General features: G+C 50.4%; 24 protein-coding genes. 17 read left to right on the forward strand and 7 right to left on the reverse strand.

Annotated elements, in window-relative coordinates; genetic code table 11:
* The first annotated feature begins 53 nt into the window (after positions 1 to 53).
* The 6 genes from ACOTYB_RS18400 to ACOTYB_RS18425 all read left to right on the forward strand — a co-directional run bounded on the left by ACOTYB_RS18400 (position 54) and on the right by ACOTYB_RS18425 (position 2,859).
* On the forward strand, positions 54 to 266 hold the full coding sequence (locus ACOTYB_RS18400; protein WP_047344599.1) for a host cell division inhibitor Icd-like protein: 213 nt from the start codon (positions 54 to 56) through the stop codon (positions 264 to 266).
* Positions 259 to 444: a hypothetical protein gene (locus tag ACOTYB_RS18405; RefSeq protein WP_248260469.1), complete on the forward strand. Its 186-nt coding sequence runs from the start codon at positions 259 to 261 to the stop codon at positions 442 to 444. The genes ACOTYB_RS18400 and ACOTYB_RS18405 overlap by 8 nt, the downstream gene beginning before the upstream one ends.
* On the forward strand, positions 437 to 658 hold the full coding sequence (locus tag ACOTYB_RS18410) for a hypothetical protein (protein ID WP_006178882.1): 222 nt from the start codon (positions 437 to 439) through the stop codon (positions 656 to 658). The genes ACOTYB_RS18405 and ACOTYB_RS18410 overlap by 8 nt, the downstream gene beginning before the upstream one ends.
* On the forward strand, positions 655 to 1,023 hold the full coding sequence (locus tag ACOTYB_RS18415; RefSeq protein ID WP_014072026.1) for a hypothetical protein: 369 nt from the start codon (positions 655 to 657) through the stop codon (positions 1,021 to 1,023). Before ACOTYB_RS18410 ends, ACOTYB_RS18415 begins: the two co-directional genes overlap by 4 nt.
* Positions 1,020 to 2,384 carry a helicase RepA family protein gene (locus tag ACOTYB_RS18420; RefSeq protein WP_421765860.1) on the forward strand — a complete coding sequence of 455 codons (1,365 nt, stop codon included), beginning with the start codon at positions 1,020 to 1,022 and terminating at the stop codon, positions 2,382 to 2,384. The genes ACOTYB_RS18415 and ACOTYB_RS18420 overlap by 4 nt, the downstream gene beginning before the upstream one ends.
* A gap of 214 nt (positions 2,385 to 2,598) precedes the next feature.
* Positions 2,599 to 2,859, forward strand: coding sequence for a hypothetical protein (locus ACOTYB_RS18425; protein WP_023304524.1), 261 nt, complete (start codon positions 2,599 to 2,601; stop codon positions 2,857 to 2,859).
* A gap of 34 nt (positions 2,860 to 2,893) precedes the next feature.
* On the opposite strand, the gene ACOTYB_RS18430 is transcribed toward ACOTYB_RS18425, so the two are convergent.
* Both ACOTYB_RS18430 and ACOTYB_RS18435 read right to left on the reverse strand, forming a co-directional pair.
* A complete protein-coding gene (locus ACOTYB_RS18430) occupies positions 2,894 to 3,403 on the reverse strand; it encodes a hypothetical protein (RefSeq protein ID WP_023304523.1) in 510 nt (169 codons plus the stop codon).
* A gap of 55 nt (positions 3,404 to 3,458) precedes the next feature.
* Entirely contained in the window at positions 3,459 to 4,199 is a 741-nt protein-coding gene (locus ACOTYB_RS18435) for a hypothetical protein (RefSeq protein ID WP_023304522.1), read from the reverse strand.
* A gap of 245 nt (positions 4,200 to 4,444) precedes the next feature.
* Between ACOTYB_RS18435 and ACOTYB_RS18440 the strand changes: the two genes are divergently transcribed.
* The 11 genes from ACOTYB_RS18440 to ACOTYB_RS18490 all read left to right on the forward strand — a co-directional run bounded on the left by ACOTYB_RS18440 (position 4,445) and on the right by ACOTYB_RS18490 (position 12,162).
* Positions 4,445 to 5,611, forward strand: a complete 1,167-nt coding sequence (locus tag ACOTYB_RS18440; protein ID WP_103142641.1) for a phage major capsid protein — start codon at positions 4,445 to 4,447, stop codon at positions 5,609 to 5,611.
* A gap of 51 nt (positions 5,612 to 5,662) precedes the next feature.
* Positions 5,663 to 6,223: an HK97 family phage prohead protease gene (locus ACOTYB_RS18445; protein WP_000848270.1), complete on the forward strand. Its 561-nt coding sequence runs from the start codon at positions 5,663 to 5,665 to the stop codon at positions 6,221 to 6,223.
* 1 nt (position 6,224) lies between these two features.
* Entirely contained in the window at positions 6,225 to 7,460 is a 1,236-nt protein-coding gene (locus ACOTYB_RS18450) for a phage portal protein (RefSeq protein ID WP_142988049.1), read from the forward strand.
* Complete coding sequence (locus tag ACOTYB_RS18455) at positions 7,457 to 7,795, forward strand: phage head closure protein (RefSeq protein ID WP_014072019.1); 339 nt, start codon at positions 7,457 to 7,459, stop codon at positions 7,793 to 7,795. Before ACOTYB_RS18450 ends, ACOTYB_RS18455 begins: the two co-directional genes overlap by 4 nt.
* Positions 7,788 to 8,081 (forward strand): head-tail connector protein, encoded by a 294-nt coding sequence (locus ACOTYB_RS18460; RefSeq protein ID WP_216280246.1) that lies wholly within the window; start codon positions 7,788 to 7,790, stop codon positions 8,079 to 8,081. The genes ACOTYB_RS18455 and ACOTYB_RS18460 overlap by 8 nt, the downstream gene beginning before the upstream one ends.
* Positions 8,081 to 8,524 carry an HNH endonuclease signature motif containing protein gene (locus tag ACOTYB_RS18465; protein WP_248260468.1) on the forward strand — a complete coding sequence of 148 codons (444 nt, stop codon included), beginning with the start codon at positions 8,081 to 8,083 and terminating at the stop codon, positions 8,522 to 8,524. Before ACOTYB_RS18460 ends, ACOTYB_RS18465 begins: the two co-directional genes overlap by 1 nt.
* A gap of 275 nt (positions 8,525 to 8,799) precedes the next feature.
* The gene (locus ACOTYB_RS18470) at positions 8,800 to 9,156 is read left to right on the forward strand and encodes a phage terminase small subunit P27 family (protein WP_000113647.1); all 357 of its coding nucleotides are present in this window, start codon (positions 8,800 to 8,802) and stop codon (positions 9,154 to 9,156) included.
* Complete coding sequence (locus tag ACOTYB_RS18475; RefSeq protein ID WP_192479752.1) at positions 9,140 to 10,801, forward strand: terminase large subunit; 1,662 nt, start codon at positions 9,140 to 9,142, stop codon at positions 10,799 to 10,801. The genes ACOTYB_RS18470 and ACOTYB_RS18475 overlap by 17 nt, the downstream gene beginning before the upstream one ends.
* Positions 10,802 to 10,814: 13 nt before the next feature.
* Positions 10,815 to 11,429: a tail assembly protein gene (locus tag ACOTYB_RS18480; RefSeq protein WP_047959566.1), complete on the forward strand. Its 615-nt coding sequence runs from the start codon at positions 10,815 to 10,817 to the stop codon at positions 11,427 to 11,429.
* Positions 11,426 to 11,776: a hypothetical protein gene (locus tag ACOTYB_RS18485; protein WP_248260467.1), complete on the forward strand. Its 351-nt coding sequence runs from the start codon at positions 11,426 to 11,428 to the stop codon at positions 11,774 to 11,776. Before ACOTYB_RS18480 ends, ACOTYB_RS18485 begins: the two co-directional genes overlap by 4 nt.
* Positions 11,777 to 11,826: 50 nt before the next feature.
* The gene (locus ACOTYB_RS18490; RefSeq protein ID WP_248260466.1) at positions 11,827 to 12,162 is read left to right on the forward strand and encodes a lipoprotein; all 336 of its coding nucleotides are present in this window, start codon (positions 11,827 to 11,829) and stop codon (positions 12,160 to 12,162) included.
* 66 nt (positions 12,163 to 12,228) lie between these two features.
* Here the strand turns inward: ACOTYB_RS18490 and ACOTYB_RS18495 are convergent, their stop codons facing one another.
* From ACOTYB_RS18495 to ACOTYB_RS18515, 5 genes are all read right to left on the reverse strand, one after another.
* Entirely contained in the window at positions 12,229 to 12,483 is a 255-nt protein-coding gene (locus ACOTYB_RS18495) for a hypothetical protein (RefSeq protein ID WP_248260465.1), read from the reverse strand.
* Positions 12,484 to 12,576: 93 nt separating this feature from the next.
* Positions 12,577 to 13,341, reverse strand: coding sequence for an abortive infection family protein (locus ACOTYB_RS18500; RefSeq protein ID WP_248260464.1), 765 nt, complete (start codon positions 13,339 to 13,341; stop codon positions 12,577 to 12,579).
* Between the two features lie 168 nt (positions 13,342 to 13,509).
* Positions 13,510 to 13,806, reverse strand: coding sequence for a DNA-binding transcriptional regulator Fis (gene fis, locus ACOTYB_RS18505; RefSeq protein ID WP_000462905.1), 297 nt, complete (start codon positions 13,804 to 13,806; stop codon positions 13,510 to 13,512).
* Between the two features lie 23 nt (positions 13,807 to 13,829).
* A complete protein-coding gene (dusB, locus tag ACOTYB_RS18510) occupies positions 13,830 to 14,795 on the reverse strand; it encodes a tRNA dihydrouridine synthase DusB (RefSeq protein WP_022651936.1) in 966 nt (321 codons plus the stop codon).
* Between the two features lie 329 nt (positions 14,796 to 15,124).
* The gene (locus tag ACOTYB_RS18515) at positions 15,125 to 15,865 is read right to left on the reverse strand and encodes a carbonic anhydrase (RefSeq protein ID WP_003860379.1); all 741 of its coding nucleotides are present in this window, start codon (positions 15,863 to 15,865) and stop codon (positions 15,125 to 15,127) included.
* Positions 15,866 to 15,914 lie beyond the last annotated feature (49 nt).

Genomic DNA, 15,914 nt, shown 5'->3' on the forward strand with positions numbered 1-15,914 from the left:
GCGCTACCAACACCAACGGGCCTCTAACCAAACCGTTATCTGAGGTAACAGCTATGGCTTTCAAGAAGTCTACCCAAACTCGCCCGGAATTTACATGGAGATTTCTCTCCGCTTCTGAGCACTACCCTACCGCCAAACCATTGGTGATCTACGTCAACGCATCCAGCGAACAGGAGGCCCGCGAGACTATGCCGGGGGTAAACCTCATTTTTGCTGCTCGCCTGCCATTTCATGATCTTCGGGTTGTGGAGGTTTGCCATGCGTGAATTAACCAATAAAAGCACGTCAATAGCCTGTGAACTGGCTGCGTTGTTGATGGTTGTCGAAGAGTGCGACGTTGATCAGGTAGAGCGTGAAAACCTAATCAGCCTGGCCAGACGAGTATCGGATCAACTGGCGGCAAGCATGATAGAGCAGAATTCAAAGGGGGCGATCAATGGATAACCTTTATACCTACAAGAGCGATCAGGACTTATTGACCACTGCTCAAGAGGTTTCGGCTCTTCTTTCGTGTGCAGCTTTTGTAGCTATAGCGAACGATGAAAAGAAGCGCATCCACCTGATGGCTTTAATGGATATTGCATCGCGCTTAGCTGATGATCTGGCTAACGCTTTGGATAAGTCATTCGTCCTTCCAGCTGAAGGGGAACGCAAATGATCAGTAACGTGAAATTCAACGAGCTGGCTAACCGCGTTGATCTGCTGGTTGAAAAGATTTTGCATCTTGAGGCACAGGTTAAGTCACTCACCGATAGTCAGGGAGGAGAAATCCCTCCGGGTATGACGCCAGTAGCAACACTGGCCGCTGAATACGGTATCTCAACCAAAAAGGCTGAGGAGCTGGCGAAAAACACAGGGGTGATGCTGGTTAAGCTGAAATCTGGCGGGTTCGTTGCGCCTGATGAAAAGTTCAGGGAAGCGGCGCGGCTGGTGTTGCGCAGTGCTAAGCGCAAATATGGCTCTGCGTACTGGTTCCATCCTCTGATCGGCAAATTCCAGATGAGCGGAGGCATACCAAAATGACGGTACAACTGACAGCTGTAGAAACTGTATCTGATGCCTTGTTCACCTGTTCATATCTATGGGCGCATGGCAAGCAGTACAGTCGCAGCGATTTGGATAAAGCCCTCCACCAGCATAAGGACCCCACTACCCGTTACGGAAAGCTGGTGGCTCGCCTCAACCAGATAGCAGCAATGCCGTATGAGGAGCTTTGTGATGCCGGGTATCTCGACACGGACCGCAAACAAATGATTACCGCGCGGCGTTCTGTGCTGGTGGAAGAGATAGGCGAAGGGGAAATGAATGCCATGCTGTCTGACTTGCAGCGCATTCACCGCGTCTTCCCTGATGCTGGAGCAAAGTTCAGGACAAAGCTGCCTCTCTCTCGCGGTTCTGAGGGCTTTGATATCCGTCAGGACTATATCCTTAAACACTTCCTTCCAGCTCAGTCTCTGTGCAGCATTTACGGCCCAAGCGGTTCGTATAAGAGTTTTCTTGCCGTATCGTGGGCCTGTCATATCGCTGCTGGTCTGCCATGGGCGGGGAAGAAGGTCACTCCCGGCGCGGTGCTGTATGTGGTTGGCGAGGGTGGTGTAGGTGTTCCCCGGCGTATACGGGCATGGGAACAGGTGCATGGCATACAGGCAGAAAACCTCTGGCTGGTCAATCGTCCGGTGTTCCCGGTGCGTGAGTCAGAGGTCACAGAAGTTCTTCTTGCTGCCAGGCAGATTGAAGTCGAATGTGGTGTGCCGGTTCGCATGGTGGTGATCGATACGCTGGCCCGTTGTTTTGGGGGGAATGATGAGAACGATGCTCGTGATATGGGGGCGTTTATTGAGGGGTGTGACGTTATCAAACAGAAAACGGGTGCAACGGTGCTGGTAGTTCACCACTCCGGCAAGGATGAAGGGAAAGGCGCTCGCGGTTCCAGTGCTTTCCGCGCTGCGCTTGATACTGAATTTAACGTTAAGCGTGAAGGGGATGGAAAGGCGCTTATTCTGACCTGTACCAAGATGAAAGACGCGGAGGAGCCAGAGCGTAGAGCGTATGACCTGAGAACGGCAGAACTTTACACCGATGAAGATGGTGAGCTTGTTTGCTCTCTGGTTGTGCACGATCAGCCGAGAGAGGCTAAAGAGGTTGAGCCTGAACTGGCCAATGTCTCCCGTCTTAGCGATAACCACCATGCACTATGGCAGGCAGTACGCAGCCGCACAGCTAAGGGGGAGCCATGCACTATCTCCGTCATTAAAGACGATCTACGTGCAACGCTGGGTGCAGACAAAGTGAGAAAGTCATTCCCGCGCTGGCTGGACAAGCTGGAGAGTGAGCAAATCATTCGCATCGAGGGTGAGAACCTTTACCCAGTAACAGTCGAGTAAATGCGGCGGTAAGTGCGGCACGTGCGGCATTTAGTATGTTTTATGACCAAATGCCGCACTTAGTCCCTGTATACACGCGCTAAGTGCGGCATTTCACTGAAACCCCCGTCATTACTGGGTTTGCGTAATTTTTTGAGAAAACTGGTGCGGCGCTAAGTGCGGCATTGCTAAACGCGGCACTAAATGCGGCAAGTTAGACAAACGAGGAGAATGTATGCCTATTACGGTTCAGGAAATAAAAGAGTATTACGATCAGTTTGGGCTTCATGACCTGAGCTCAATGCCTACCTCCGACTACCGTCAGGCTCTATCAAATGGCGGTCTGTTGTGGATAGACCATCATGATTTTATTCGTAGCACTTTATCAGATGAAATTCTTGCAACAAACAGAGAGCAGGTTGATGCTTTGATTGAACATCTGCGGGCTTTTCGAGAAAGAATGCCAACACCTCCTAAATGGATGAGTGATAAATGATTTATTTGGCCTGGTTCTTTGCCAGGCCATTTATTCAAAGCAAAGCTAATAATGCTGAGGCTCCAGCACCAACGAGACTAGCTACAGTGCTATTATTTAATAAATCCTTAAGTAAAGATTTTGCTTGAGGATCTTGTGATTGAGACACCTTTTCAACAAGTTCAGTGATACTTATATTTACAATAAGATGGTTACGTTCACCGATTTGAACTTGTGTGCCTGATACGCTACCAATGTTGAATGTGTTTTGGCTGGATGGTTTGGGCTTATGCTCATTGGCAGTTAAATTTTCAACCATCAATTTAAGCATGTGTGGGTGTTTTGTACCCCTTTTAAGGGTGCCTCCAGGCAAAAATGACATATCAATTATTTTTAAGGAGATTTCTCCACTTCCCAATTTCTGAGTGATTTCATCACCGATATTTATATGTGGCTCTTCTGTGTAAGGTATCAATACTTTATTTTCTATAGAATTTCTACGTCCTTTGTAGTCAGTCCCTCCAATTGTAAAAACTTCAGGATAGATCATAGAGTTAAGATTCATTGGATTACTCCTTTGGTTGCTGTTTTTAATTTAATCAATGCTTAATAAATAATAGTCATGGCTGGGATTTAAAAATAGATATTAGAAAGTCATATTTTTCTTTGCTCAGTAAGTTTTTTGACATAATGCTCTTCAAAAGTATTTTTGAGAGGGTGATAACTTCATCTTCACCCGAAGAAGCGATCATTGTGAAGAACTCACTAAGTTCTTGAGTGTTGATATTATTGCTTGTGCCAAATTGCGCATATTTGCTATTTACAGTATCTATATTGAATATGTTATGGTTTGGAAATGGTTTTTTCAGTTTTTCTATTTCAGCGTATTCTTTAATCTTCTGGGACATGCTCTCAATGTAACCGCTGACATCTTTCTTTTCTGGGAAGGAAAATCCATCTCCTCTTAAGATTTTATCTGTCTCGGCCATTTCATGGTAAAGCCTGCGAACCATTACAAGTAACAGGAGTTTTGCTTCTTCAATGGGTTCATCTATTGAAAATTGGCATTCAATTGCTAAGGCTGAGGTCTGCTCTAATACATTCACTGAGTAATTTTCAATGTAAGGGCCGATAAAGCCGCTCCAAAAAACATCAACGGGAGAACCTTTGAATGCTACACCTTGATAGCAGATTTCTGTTCCATCATACGCAGTAACTCTCATAGGCGGTCCCGCATTGAAAAATCGCCATCTATGAATCAGCTTGGTTAATTTTTCATCGATATCTTGAACGGATTTATAGGTTCTTTTGTACAACGGGGATGGATGTACACCCGGAACGGCAAGAATCTCTTTTGTCATATGAATCCCCATCATTTTGACCATTGCTTTTTGTAAATTATTTGTGCGTTATCTTTCAAGGATGTTCGGAGTAAAAATACCTTATTTACATCGATAATTTGATCCATATCTTAAAGAGTGGCACTCAGACGTGAGCCGCCACTGGCCGTCAGGTTTTTTGCCCTTCAGACAGGCTCCTTTACTGACGGCCTTCCCTCCAAGCGCTGGTTTCACGTCTTAACATTAATTGTTACGGAAACCACTCCATGAAGAAATTACTCGAATTACGCCAGCAGAAAGCCGCACTCAAAACCCAGATGCGATCCATGCTGGACAAAGCCGACACCGAAAAGCGCAGTCTGAACGAAGAAGAGGGCAAAAAGTTCGACGAACTCCGCGCCGAGGCTGATGCGCTTGAAGTTGAAATCACACGTCTTGAAGCCGTCGCCGACGATCAGCGCAATCTGCCTGGTACTTCCGTTCAAGGTGAGCCTGTAAGCAACGACGAGCTGCGCCACTACATCATGACCGGTGATACCCGCTCTCTCTCCACGCTGGTGCAGGCTGACGGCGGCTATACCGTTATCCCTGAGCTGGACAAAGAGATTATGCGCCAGTTGCAGGATGATAGCGTGATGCGCTCCATCGCAACGGTGAAGACCACTAAAACCAACGAATACCAGAAGCTGGTATCTGTGGGCGGCACTACCGTTAATCGCGGTACAGAAGGTGAAGCACGTACCGAAACCAGCACGCCGAAGATGGAGCGTGTTGATATCAAACTCAACCCGATCTACGCCTACCCGAAAACCACCCAGGAGATTCTCGACTTCTCCGAGGTGGATATTCTGGGCTGGCTGTCTTCTGAAATCGCTGACACCTTCACCGCTACCGAAGAAAGCGACTTTGTGAACGGCGACGGTGATAAAAAATCCAAAGGCTTCCTGTCTTACCCTCGCGCGGCCACTGCCGATAAAACCCGTCCGTTCGGCACGCTGGAGAAGATGGAAGCCGCTGACGTTTCTTCTGATGGTCTAATTGACCTGCTGTATAAGCTGAAAGCCAAATACCGCAAAAACGCCGTATGGGTGATGAACTCCAACACCGCTGCCAAACTGCAAAAGCTGAAAAACGGCAACGGGGATTACATCTGGCGCGATCGGCTGGTTGCCGGTTCTCCCGATACGCTGCTGGGCCGTCCTGTTCAGTATCTGGAAACCATGCCGGATGCGGAGGCGGGTAAAGCGTTCCTCGCGGTTGGCGACTTCAAGCGCGGCTATTTCATCGTGGATCACACCACTGGCGTGCGTACCCGTCCTGACAACATCACCGAACCGGGTTTCTACAAGGTGCATACCGATAAATACCTGGGTGGCGGCGTGGTGGACTCCAACGCCATCAAGGTGCTTGAGCTTTCCGGCTCCGGTTCCTGATTTGACGTTTAAGGGGCTTCGGCCCCTTTTTGCCCTCTGTGGAGTCCAGTAATGAAAACTATCGATTTTGAAATCCGTACTTCCGAAGTGAGCGCCAGCAACAAAAAGCTGGTGGGCTATGCCGTGCGCTGGAACAGTCTCTCAGAAATTATCTGGGACGAGTTCCGCGAGCAGTTTGCGCCGGGAGCGTTTAAAGACAGCCTGGCATCCGGTAGCGATGTGCGTGCGCTGTACGAGCATAACTATACCCAACTGCTGGGCCGCACCAAATCCGGCACGCTGGTGCTGTCCGAAGACGATACCGGGCTGCGCTTCGAGCTGACCCCGCCGAATACCCAGCTTGGCAACGATGTGCTGGAGCTGGTGGAGCGCGGGGATATCTCCGGCATGAGCTTTGGTTTCCGGGCGCTGAAAGAGGCGTGGGATATCGGCCAGTCTCCATACCTACGCACCGTGACCGCTGCCGAACTACGGGAAATCACAGTTACTTCTATGCCTGCTTATCCTGAGTCTGGCGTGGAAATCGCGCATCGTTCGCTTTTCTCCCAACATCCTGAACTGCGCCGCGCTGGCGATAACCGCCGCCGCTGGGCTGAATTAGCGGGGCTCTGATATGTGGAATATCTGGCCGTTTGGCCGTAAGTCTGAATCCTCTGAGCAGCGCAGCATGACCATTGATGAGTTTCTGGCGATGGCAGGGATTCCAAATACCGGATCAGGCGAGTACGTGTCTGCGGGTACTGCGGAATCTCTGCCGGCGGTCATGAACGCCGTGTCAGTTATCAGTGAGGCGGTGGCAACAATGCCCTGCTACCTCTACCGCGTGCGCAACGATAACGGGCGCGAGGCGCGGGAATGGCTGAGCAATCATCCGGTAGATTTTCTCCTGAACGAGCAGCCGAACGACTGCCAGACCCCTTACCAGTTTAAACGCACAATGATGCGCCATTGTCTGCTGAACGGTAACGCCTATGCGGTGATCCAGTGGGGCCGCGACGGCCAGCCGCAATCCTTGCATCCATATGCACCCGGGGCGGTTGTACCTGAGCGTATCGGCCAGCATAAGTACAAATATACCGTTACCGAGCCGTTTACCGGGGCTGTGCGCACCTACCTGCAGGAAGAGATTCTGCACCTGCGTTACTCCACCGATGATGGCTTTCTGGGGCGCTCCCCGATATCCATCTGCCGTGAGGCGCTGGGGTTAGGTCTGGCCCAACAGCGCCACGGTGCCAGCATTATGAAAGATGGCATGATGGCGGCGGGAGTCATAACCACAGCAGAGTATCTCGACAGCGTGAAGGGCAAGCAGGCTATGGATGCGCTGGATCGCTACAAAGGCGCTAAAAATGCAGGGAAAGTGCCGATCCTTGAAGGTGGGATGGACTATAAGCAGCTTGGCATGAGTAATCAGGATGCCGAGTGGCTGGCCTCCCGTCGCTTCACTATTGAAGATATTGCCCGCATGTTCAACGTGTCGCCTATTTTCCTCCAGGAATACAGCAACAGCACCTACAGCAACTTCAGCGAAGCGAGCCGCGCATTTCTCACCATGACGATGCGTCCGTGGCTGGCGAACTTCGAACAACAAATCAAATCTGCGCTGCTGGTGGCCTCTCCGGTTCCGGGAACCCGCTATCAGGTGGAGTTTGACTCCGCTGACCTTCTCCGCGCCACGCCAACCGAACGCTACGCCACTTATGAGCGCGGCATTAAGAACGGGATCATGAACCCGAACGAAGCCCGTGAACGTGAGGGGATGCCGCCGCGTGAAGGTGGTGACGAATTTAGCCAGGCATGGAAGCAGGAAGTGAAGATCAGCAAGGACAACAAGGAAGGTGATGAATGAGAGCCGGAAAGATGAAGCGCCGCATCACCTTCCAGAAGTCCGAATCTCATCGGGATCAGATGGGGCAGGTTATCTACGTATGGTCTGACCTTGCCACCGTCTGGGCTGAAATTCGTGCTATCAGTGGGCGTGAGCGCATGTCTTCCGGGGCGCTTTACTCCGAAGCCACTGTGCGAATCTGGACGCGCTACCGCGACGATATCACCACCGCAAACCGCATTCTGTATCGCTCGCCAAACGTCCGGGGGCAGGTTTACGGCATCGTGGCCGTCATTCCTGATGTGGATCACACCCGGCTTGAGTTGCTGTGCAAGGGAGGCATTTTCAATGAGTGAGTTAATCGGTCTGGAAGAAGCAAAGCTGCATTGCCGTATTGATGATGATTACGAAGATACGCTGATACAGGCGTACATCGAAGCTGCGCTGGAGGTCTGCCAGAAGCATATCGGCAAGCGATTTGATAACGGTCTGGAGTTCACCCCTGCTATCAAGATCGGCTGTCTGATGTACGTTTCTCAGTTGTACGAGTACCGCACGATGATCGGTGACACCGACACCAAAGAGATACCGATGGCTGTCTCTGCGTTGTGGTCTGTCTACCGAGATGTGGGGGTGTACTGATGCCGTGGCAACCACTACGCCGGTGCACAGAGCCGGGATGCAATAAACGGGTGAAGTCTGGCAAGTGTGACGAGCATAAGCGGGAAGCGTGGCGGGCAGAGGATGCCAGACGCGGCCACCGACGCGCCCGTGGTTATTCAGCCTCATGGGAGAAGTACCGCGCTCAGTACCTTAAGCGCTATCCGCTGTGCGTTGAGTGTCAGAAGCTGGGCCTCTACGTTCCTGCAAAGATTGTCGATCACATCATCCCTATCAACGGCGGTGATGATGTTCTGTTCTGGCCTGAGTGGAATCATCAGCCGTTATGCCAGGCGCATCATAACCAGAAGACCACACAGCAAGACCCAACCACCAAAGCGAAGCGAAAAGCAGGGCTGTATCGTGAGCAGGAAGATCGTGCAGCCCATCGCAATGCCTGGATGCATGAGGCTGACAATGACTGAGCAGGAACAGCAGCGGCTGATTAGTGGGCTGATAAAGCAGCGCGAGGCATGGCAACCAGCCAGACAGAGAGCGCACACGAAGCCCGTAGCAAAGCGCATGAGCCAGCGTGACCGGGAGCTTATGGAATGCTTCCGCAACCGATGACAGGCGGCATGGGCGGGGTGGGGGAGGTTTTAAAGACAAACCCCCTGCTGCAAGGCACCGCCTGCCCCCTCAAATTTTTACGCACGGTGATTTTTTTGAAAATAAAACGCGATGGAAACGAGAAATTTTTATGGCAAGACCACCAAAACCGCCCGCTTACCTTGATGAGTTAGCCGCGCAGCAGTGGAAGGCGAAGGCAAAGCAACTGGCCGAACGCGGGGATCTGACTCCCGCCGACTGGAACAACCTTGAGCTTTTTTGCGTTAACTATTCGATGTACCGCAAAGCAGTGGAAGACCTTGCCAGCCGCGGATTCAGCATTGTTAACAGCCAGGGTGGCGAGAGCCGTAATCCGGCGCTTAGCGCAAAGGCCGACGCTGAAAAAATCATGATTAAAATGTCGTCGCTGCTGGGCTTTGACCCGGTAAGCCGCCGCCGTAATCCGGTAGAAACGGAAGAGGAGGACGAGCTTGACCGTCTGGAATGATTACGCAAACGCCATTAAATCCGGTGAAATTCCGGCCTGTAAGCGCGTAAAACAGGCCGTTGAAAGGTACTTTTCAGACCTGAATGACCCCCGTTATGAGTTCGATACGGCGACCGTGGAGCGGTTTATTGCTTTCTCCCGGCTCTGTCCACACGTCAAAGGCCCGCTGCGCGGCCAGCCTATAGAGCTGGAGCCGTGGCAACAGTTCGCCTTTGCTAATCTGCTGGGCTTTAAGAACAGCGAGTCAGGGCGCCGGAAGTACAGCAGCGCATTTATTGAGGTGCCGCGTAAGAACGCCAAATCAACCGTGGCCGCTATGCTGGCTAACTGGTTTCTGGTGATGGAGAAGGGCCAGCAGGATATCTACACGGCGGCGGTGAGTCGTGATCAGGCCCGAATCGTATTCGACGATGCCCGCCAGATGTGCCTGCTGTCAAAACCGCTGAAAAAGCGCGTCAATATCCAGGCGCATAAGGTCATTTACCCGAGGAGCAACAGCCTGCTAAAGCCGCTGGCGGCGAAAGCGGCCACCATTGAGGGGACTAACCCCAGTCTGGCGATTGTCGATGAGTACCACCTTCACCCGGATAACGGCGTTTATTCCGCGCTTGAGCTGGGTATGGGCGCTCGCCCTGAGGCTATTTTGTTCGCTATCACGACTGCCGGGAGTAACGTTGTCTCTGCCTGTAAACAGCATTATGACTACTGCTGCCAGATTCTGGCCGGGGAAGAGAGCAACGATTCGCTTTTTGTCCTGATCTACGAACTGGACGACGAAAGCGAGGTCGAGAAGCCTGAAATGTGGATTAAGGCTAACCCTAACCTGCATGTGTCCGTTGACGCGGCGAAACTGGAGTCCACCATCCAGAAAGCGCGGGGCATACCGTCGCAGTGGGTGGAAATGCTGACCAAACGTTTCAATATCTGGTGTCAGGGCTCCACGCCGTGGATGGGCACCGGTGCATGGGATGCCTGTGCGCTCGACTATAACGAAGACGATCTGGCCGGAATGGAGTGTTATGCCGGGTTTGACCTGTCCTCTACCAGCGACATCACCAGCGTAAGCTATGCGTTCCCGTTCGACAGGGAGATCAGACTCCTTACCCGTCATTATCTGCCGGAAGCGCAGCTGCTTAACGTCGCCAACAAAAACCGCGCCATTTACCGCCAGTGGGTAAAAGCGGGCTGGATACGCACCACACCCGGCGACTGTATCGACTATGACCGCATCCGTGACGATATTCTGCGCGACGCTGAAACATTCAGTATCCGGCTGGTGGGTTTCGATACGTGGAACGCCACGCACCTGCGCACCCAGCTACAGGGGGCGGGGCTTGATGTGGAGCCGTTCCCGCAAACCTATCTCAAATTCAGTCCAGTAGCGAAATCCTTTGAGGTGTTCGTTAATCGCAGAGTGGTTCGCCACCGTGGCGATCCGGTTCTGGCCTGGGCGATTGGTAACGTGGTGATGGAGTCTGACGCCAACGCCAACATTAAGCCCAACAAGAAGAAATCCTCTAACAAGATAGACCCGGCGGTATCCGCGCTAATGGCGTTCGGAACCTTCCAGGCTGAGCACGAGGATTTTGCTTTCGACATGAGCGACAGCCACAAACAGCGGCTGGCAACATTTAACGGTATCTGACAGGAGTAGAACGATGAATACAGCTAACAATGAAACACTTGCTACCATCCGTATGTTTGGCCCGCTTGGCAAAACCTTCGGTAAAACTCACCAGCGCCTTGTAAGGACGACGCATGAGGCTTTTCGGGCTCTGGCCGTAACAATTCCCGGATTCGAAAAATACATGAATACAAGCAGGGCTCGCGGTTTAACGTATGCGATTTATGTCGGGAAAAAGAACATTGGTGCAGATGACCTAGAATTTCCGAACAATGGACGCGAGATTCATATCGTTCCGGTGGTAATTGGAAGTAAAAAAGCAGGGATGTTACAAACTATTCTCGGCGCGGTGCTAGTGGTAGTAGGGGCTATTGGGGTTACGGTTGGTCAGGCATGGGGTGGCGGCACATGGGGGCCCGTTGCCTGGAAACTTGGAGCGGCCATGATCGCTGGTGGTGTTGTGCAATTACTTTCTCCACAACCTACTGGACTTGCAAGCAAACAAAGTGCGGACAATAAGGCTTCATACGCATTTGGCGGCGTTACGAATACTGCTGCGCAAGGTTATCCGGTACCATTACTTTATGGAAAGCGCCGTATCGGCGGTGCAATCATATCGGCAGGTATCTATGTGGAGGATCAGCTTTGACAAATCAGATGCTAATCTGGCCGGAAGGTGAGGTATTTACCCTAGAGGTATTAATACCAACGAAATACGAGCCATTGCCGGTGGAGGTAACTTACATTGTTCCTCCTTTCGATAAGGTTGTGGAGACATGGCAGAACAGGGACCCGGCGAAGGCCTACGTCCTTTTTAGACAGTTCATTGTTGACTGGGATCAGCAGGACAAACTCACCGACGAAATACTTATGTGTTTTCTGACAGCTTATCCTGGTACAGATGAAGCTATTTTTGCGGGTTGGTGTGAGCATATGAAGGCGCATCTTGAGAAAAATCAAGAGTCATTTACCCATTCGCCAAACACTATTAATTAAGCCTGCATATCCGTTATGCGGTTGGATTCAAACATAAAGAAGGGGATGAAGTGAGAAAGATACTTTCCTTGTTTGTCGCATCGATTTTACTGGCTGGTTGTTCAGTAGACACTATTACTAGCAAACCTCCAATTTTCACTGGTAAAAGCCCAAAAAAACCAGCTGAGATAGTTCGCTGCTTGGCACCCAAGATGTCAGATTTGAACCCATCGGCAACAACAATGGAGACTGAAACGGGCTACAGAATAGTGGTATCAGTTTCTGATGTAGGTGCTTCAGTTGTTGCCCTGGTGGATGCTGATGGTGAGGGATCAGAGGTCAGAATGCACGCATTTACAGCCGGATACGGAAACCCGTGGGGTAAAATGGCTATGGCCTGTCTTTAGTTATGGCTTCGCCCGTGAGTTTAAAATTTTTAATCAATATTGCGGGCTGATCGAGCCCGCATTTTATTACAGTTTGTTGTACATTTTTGCTGCGAAATCATGAACTGCCTGAGGAATATCCGAAGGGGTACCTAACATCGTTGGCGCATCGGATACATAGAACATGATTGCATCTTTGATTTCTTCGAATGTTGGTGTTGGGGAGAGGCGCTTGAGGTTTGATACCGCACGTTTAAATTCAGCCGCATCCATCGGATGGGGGCTAAACCAAGTTGGTCGGTCGGCCCAACATTTCACTGCTTTTTTGACCTCAATGTTCATTTGTAACTCCTTGAATTTTTTGCCATGTGAAATGTATGGATAATACTTGGAATGCGCGCACACTGCATTAATGTATATCAGGTGAAATGAAAATTAATCAGCGTCCTTTCTATGTTGCCAGGTACTTATCAAAAAGAGCGCCATGGAGCCAGAGAGATTCACAGCGAGTTCAGCGTGACGCGGAGAGGGTTTAACGGCCGCTCTATTCTTACCATGGGCATCTCCCAAACGGTTACGGAGAGTACCAAGTCCGTTCACAACAGCGGAACACCCGCCTAATATTTGCTTAAAAATACTTTCTGCATGCTGATCGCTAGACAGATTTAACTCTTTGGAAACGAGCTTGTAGAGTTCAGACATCTCAATATTTTTATTGTTATAGGGGACGTTCATATCATCCAGGATGTGTTTACAGACTGTTTCTAGCAACGTTCTGGCCGAAGTTATTGCTCCGTCTGGATCTGTCAGTCTGCGCTCTAGAGCTTTTGTCCAAACAGCATGGACCCCGTCAGTATCAAAAGATTTGAAAGCATCCGTAATTACTTCATCTGCTGGGGCTCGGTTCTTGCCTTCTATGAAGTCGAGCAAAGGCGTGAATTCGGCCCAGATGTAGGTACGGCGCTCAGCATATGAGGGGAATTTGCTTTTGATAAATTGCCAGAATTGATCGAGAGATCTGCTCTTACGCACAAAGCTGGGCACTAATGACTTATAGAGCGGATTATCAAGAAAGTAATTTCTCAACTCTGCATAATCATCAGCAGGCGTTGTGCCGTTCGTTGCAGTGCTAATCATGATTAACTGGAGATGTTCTGCTTTCTCGCTATCGTCCAGCAGTTCTTCCATTACCGAAGCCATAAAATCCCTCTGATATTGAACGTTGATTTCTGATATTCAACATCAAGGTTTAATGTGGTTCAAGGATGTTCAGCGGCCTGTGCAGTCAGTGGTGCAGTCAGTTAAATAAAAAAGGCGCTTCCCCATGCCGAAGAGCGCCTTTTTAAACAAGCATTTAACTGACTAGTATCAGTTCATGCCGTATTTTTTCAGTTTCTTACGCAGGGTACCACGGTTGATGCCCATCATCAGGGCAGCGCGGGTTTGATTACCACGGGTGTATTGCATCACCATGTCCAACAGTGGCTGTTCAACTTCAGCCAGTACCAGCTCATACAGGTCATTAACATCCTGACCGTTCAGTTGAGCAAAATAGTTCTTCAGTGCCTGTTTAACCGAGTCACGCAGGGGCTTTTGAGTCACCTGATCCTGAGAGTTAACGGTAGAAACGGTCAGTACGTCAGAATTTACGCGTTGTTCGAACATAGTTCTGTCAGCTCTTTATTTCATTACGCAAGATTTTCGAAGTATGCCTCCAACGCCTCCAGCTGTTCGCTGGCATCCTCAATGGCGTTGAATGTGCGCCGAAACTGGTCATTTGGAGCGTGCTCCTGGAGATACCAGGAGACGTGTTTACGCGCAATTCGGTACCCTTTTGCCTGGCCGTAGTGGTCATGCAATTCCCGAACATGCGAACAAAGCAAGCGCTTGACCTCTGCCAGAGGCAGCGGGGCAAGCAGCTCCCCAGTGTCCAGATAATGCTGGATTTCCCGAAAGATCCAGGGTCTTCCCTGAGCGGCACGTCCTATCATCAGAGCATCAGCTCCCGTATAGTCGAGCACAGCTCTGGCTTTAAGCGGGTCAGTAATGTCGCCATTCGCGATAACCGGAATGGAAACTTTCTGCTTAACTGCCCGAATGCTGTCGTATTCAGCTTCACCGTTGAACAAACAGGCGCGAGTGCGTCCATGAATGGTCAGGGCCTGAATGCCACAGTCTTCGGCCAGTTGGGCAATCTCTACGCAGTTACGGTGTTCCGGCGACCAACCCGTGCGAATCTTCAACGTAACAGGAACGTCCACTGCGCTGACAACCGCCGTCAGGATTGACTTCACCTGGTCGGGGTATTGCAGAAGGGCTGAACCTGCAAGCTTGCGATTCACCTTTTTGGCCGGGCAACCCATATTGATATCAATAATCTGGGCGCCACTTTCCACGTTAATACGCGCGGCATCTGCCATCTCTTCAGGCACGCTTCCGGCAATTTGCACGGTGCGGATACCTGGTTCATCCACGTGCACCATCCGAAGGCGGGACTTGTCGCTTTCCCAAACCTGCGGGTTAGACGACATCATCTCGGAAACGGTTAATCCTGCTCCCATCTCGTAGCACAGCGTCCTGAACGGCCGGTCGGTAATACCTGCCATTGGGGCTGCGATCAGGCGATTTCTGAGCTGGTGGTGTCCGATGCGCATGAGTTAAGAAATGACCATACTGTGACTGCAAGGCGGCGTATATTACGCATTTTTTGCACGAGATGAAAGGCCAAACTTTGAACAATCCTCTGTTGTAGATCAAGGAATCGCCAGTCATTCTTTTGGGATAAGATTATTCGCTATTTAAATCATTGTGTTATGAATAAATGAACATTTTGTGGGCGCTTACAATTTCCCGTAACTTCTCATCATTTCTCAATAAATGGATCAATTGTTCGGGATAATCTGCTGCTATAAGCAGCAGATTATGGCGCTTCTTTGCGATCTGCGTCGCATTTCAGCACAGGATATCAACGTAAAAAATCGACTTATTCAACAACCAGACGGCCATGAAGCGGCTGAACCGGGCGGCTGTTTTCGTGGTGCAGAGTGTGAGTAAATTTTTGCAGCTGTTCAGCAGAGACGGTCAGCGGATGCTTGAGGACCAGCCACGTTACCCCTTCTGAACACGGTGGGGTGGTCAGAGAGCCGCTAAAACGCCAGTAAGTTTTATCCGCGGGCAGTAATTTATTCATATCAAGGGTTGGCTTAATCGTGACGTTCTGGTCAACCTGTCCCGGCATCACGCCCCAGAGTTTATCCAGTTCAGTGTTTGCAGCGCCCTGATCGAACATAACGGCAACGACTGTCAGTTCGCCGTCAGCGTTTTTATGGACCAGATGCATTTCCATTGCGTATTTTTTACCGTGCACCGTGTTTTCGGATGGTGCATGGAAATGGAACTGCTGTAACGTCCAGCGCTGTTTATCAAGCGTGATGCTGTCGCGTGTATCGGCATTTTCACTCGCCTGGATAGTATGGCCGTTATTTGTCAGAATGACCGGGCCGTCGATATAGTGCGTTTCCAGCGGAGAGATGTGGGCTTTGACCGTGTTATCTATGTTGACCGGCGACTGATACATTCCGCTTTTACACGTCTTGTACGCCTCGTCCAGTTCGCCCCAGTGTTCCGGTGCGCCTTCTCCTTGATAGCTCCAGTGTGATGCGTAAGCCGTAGCCGAAATCATGCTCAGCGCCAGCAGCGCTGCCTTGCCTGAAATGTGTTTCATCATATTCTTCCTGTGAATTTTATTATCCAAATCAATAATTAACATTTTG

The sequence above is a fragment of the Enterobacter cloacae complex sp. IR5450 genome, from assembly GCF_049238665.1.
Taxonomy (GTDB): domain Bacteria; phylum Pseudomonadota; class Gammaproteobacteria; order Enterobacterales; family Enterobacteriaceae; genus Enterobacter; species Enterobacter hormaechei_C.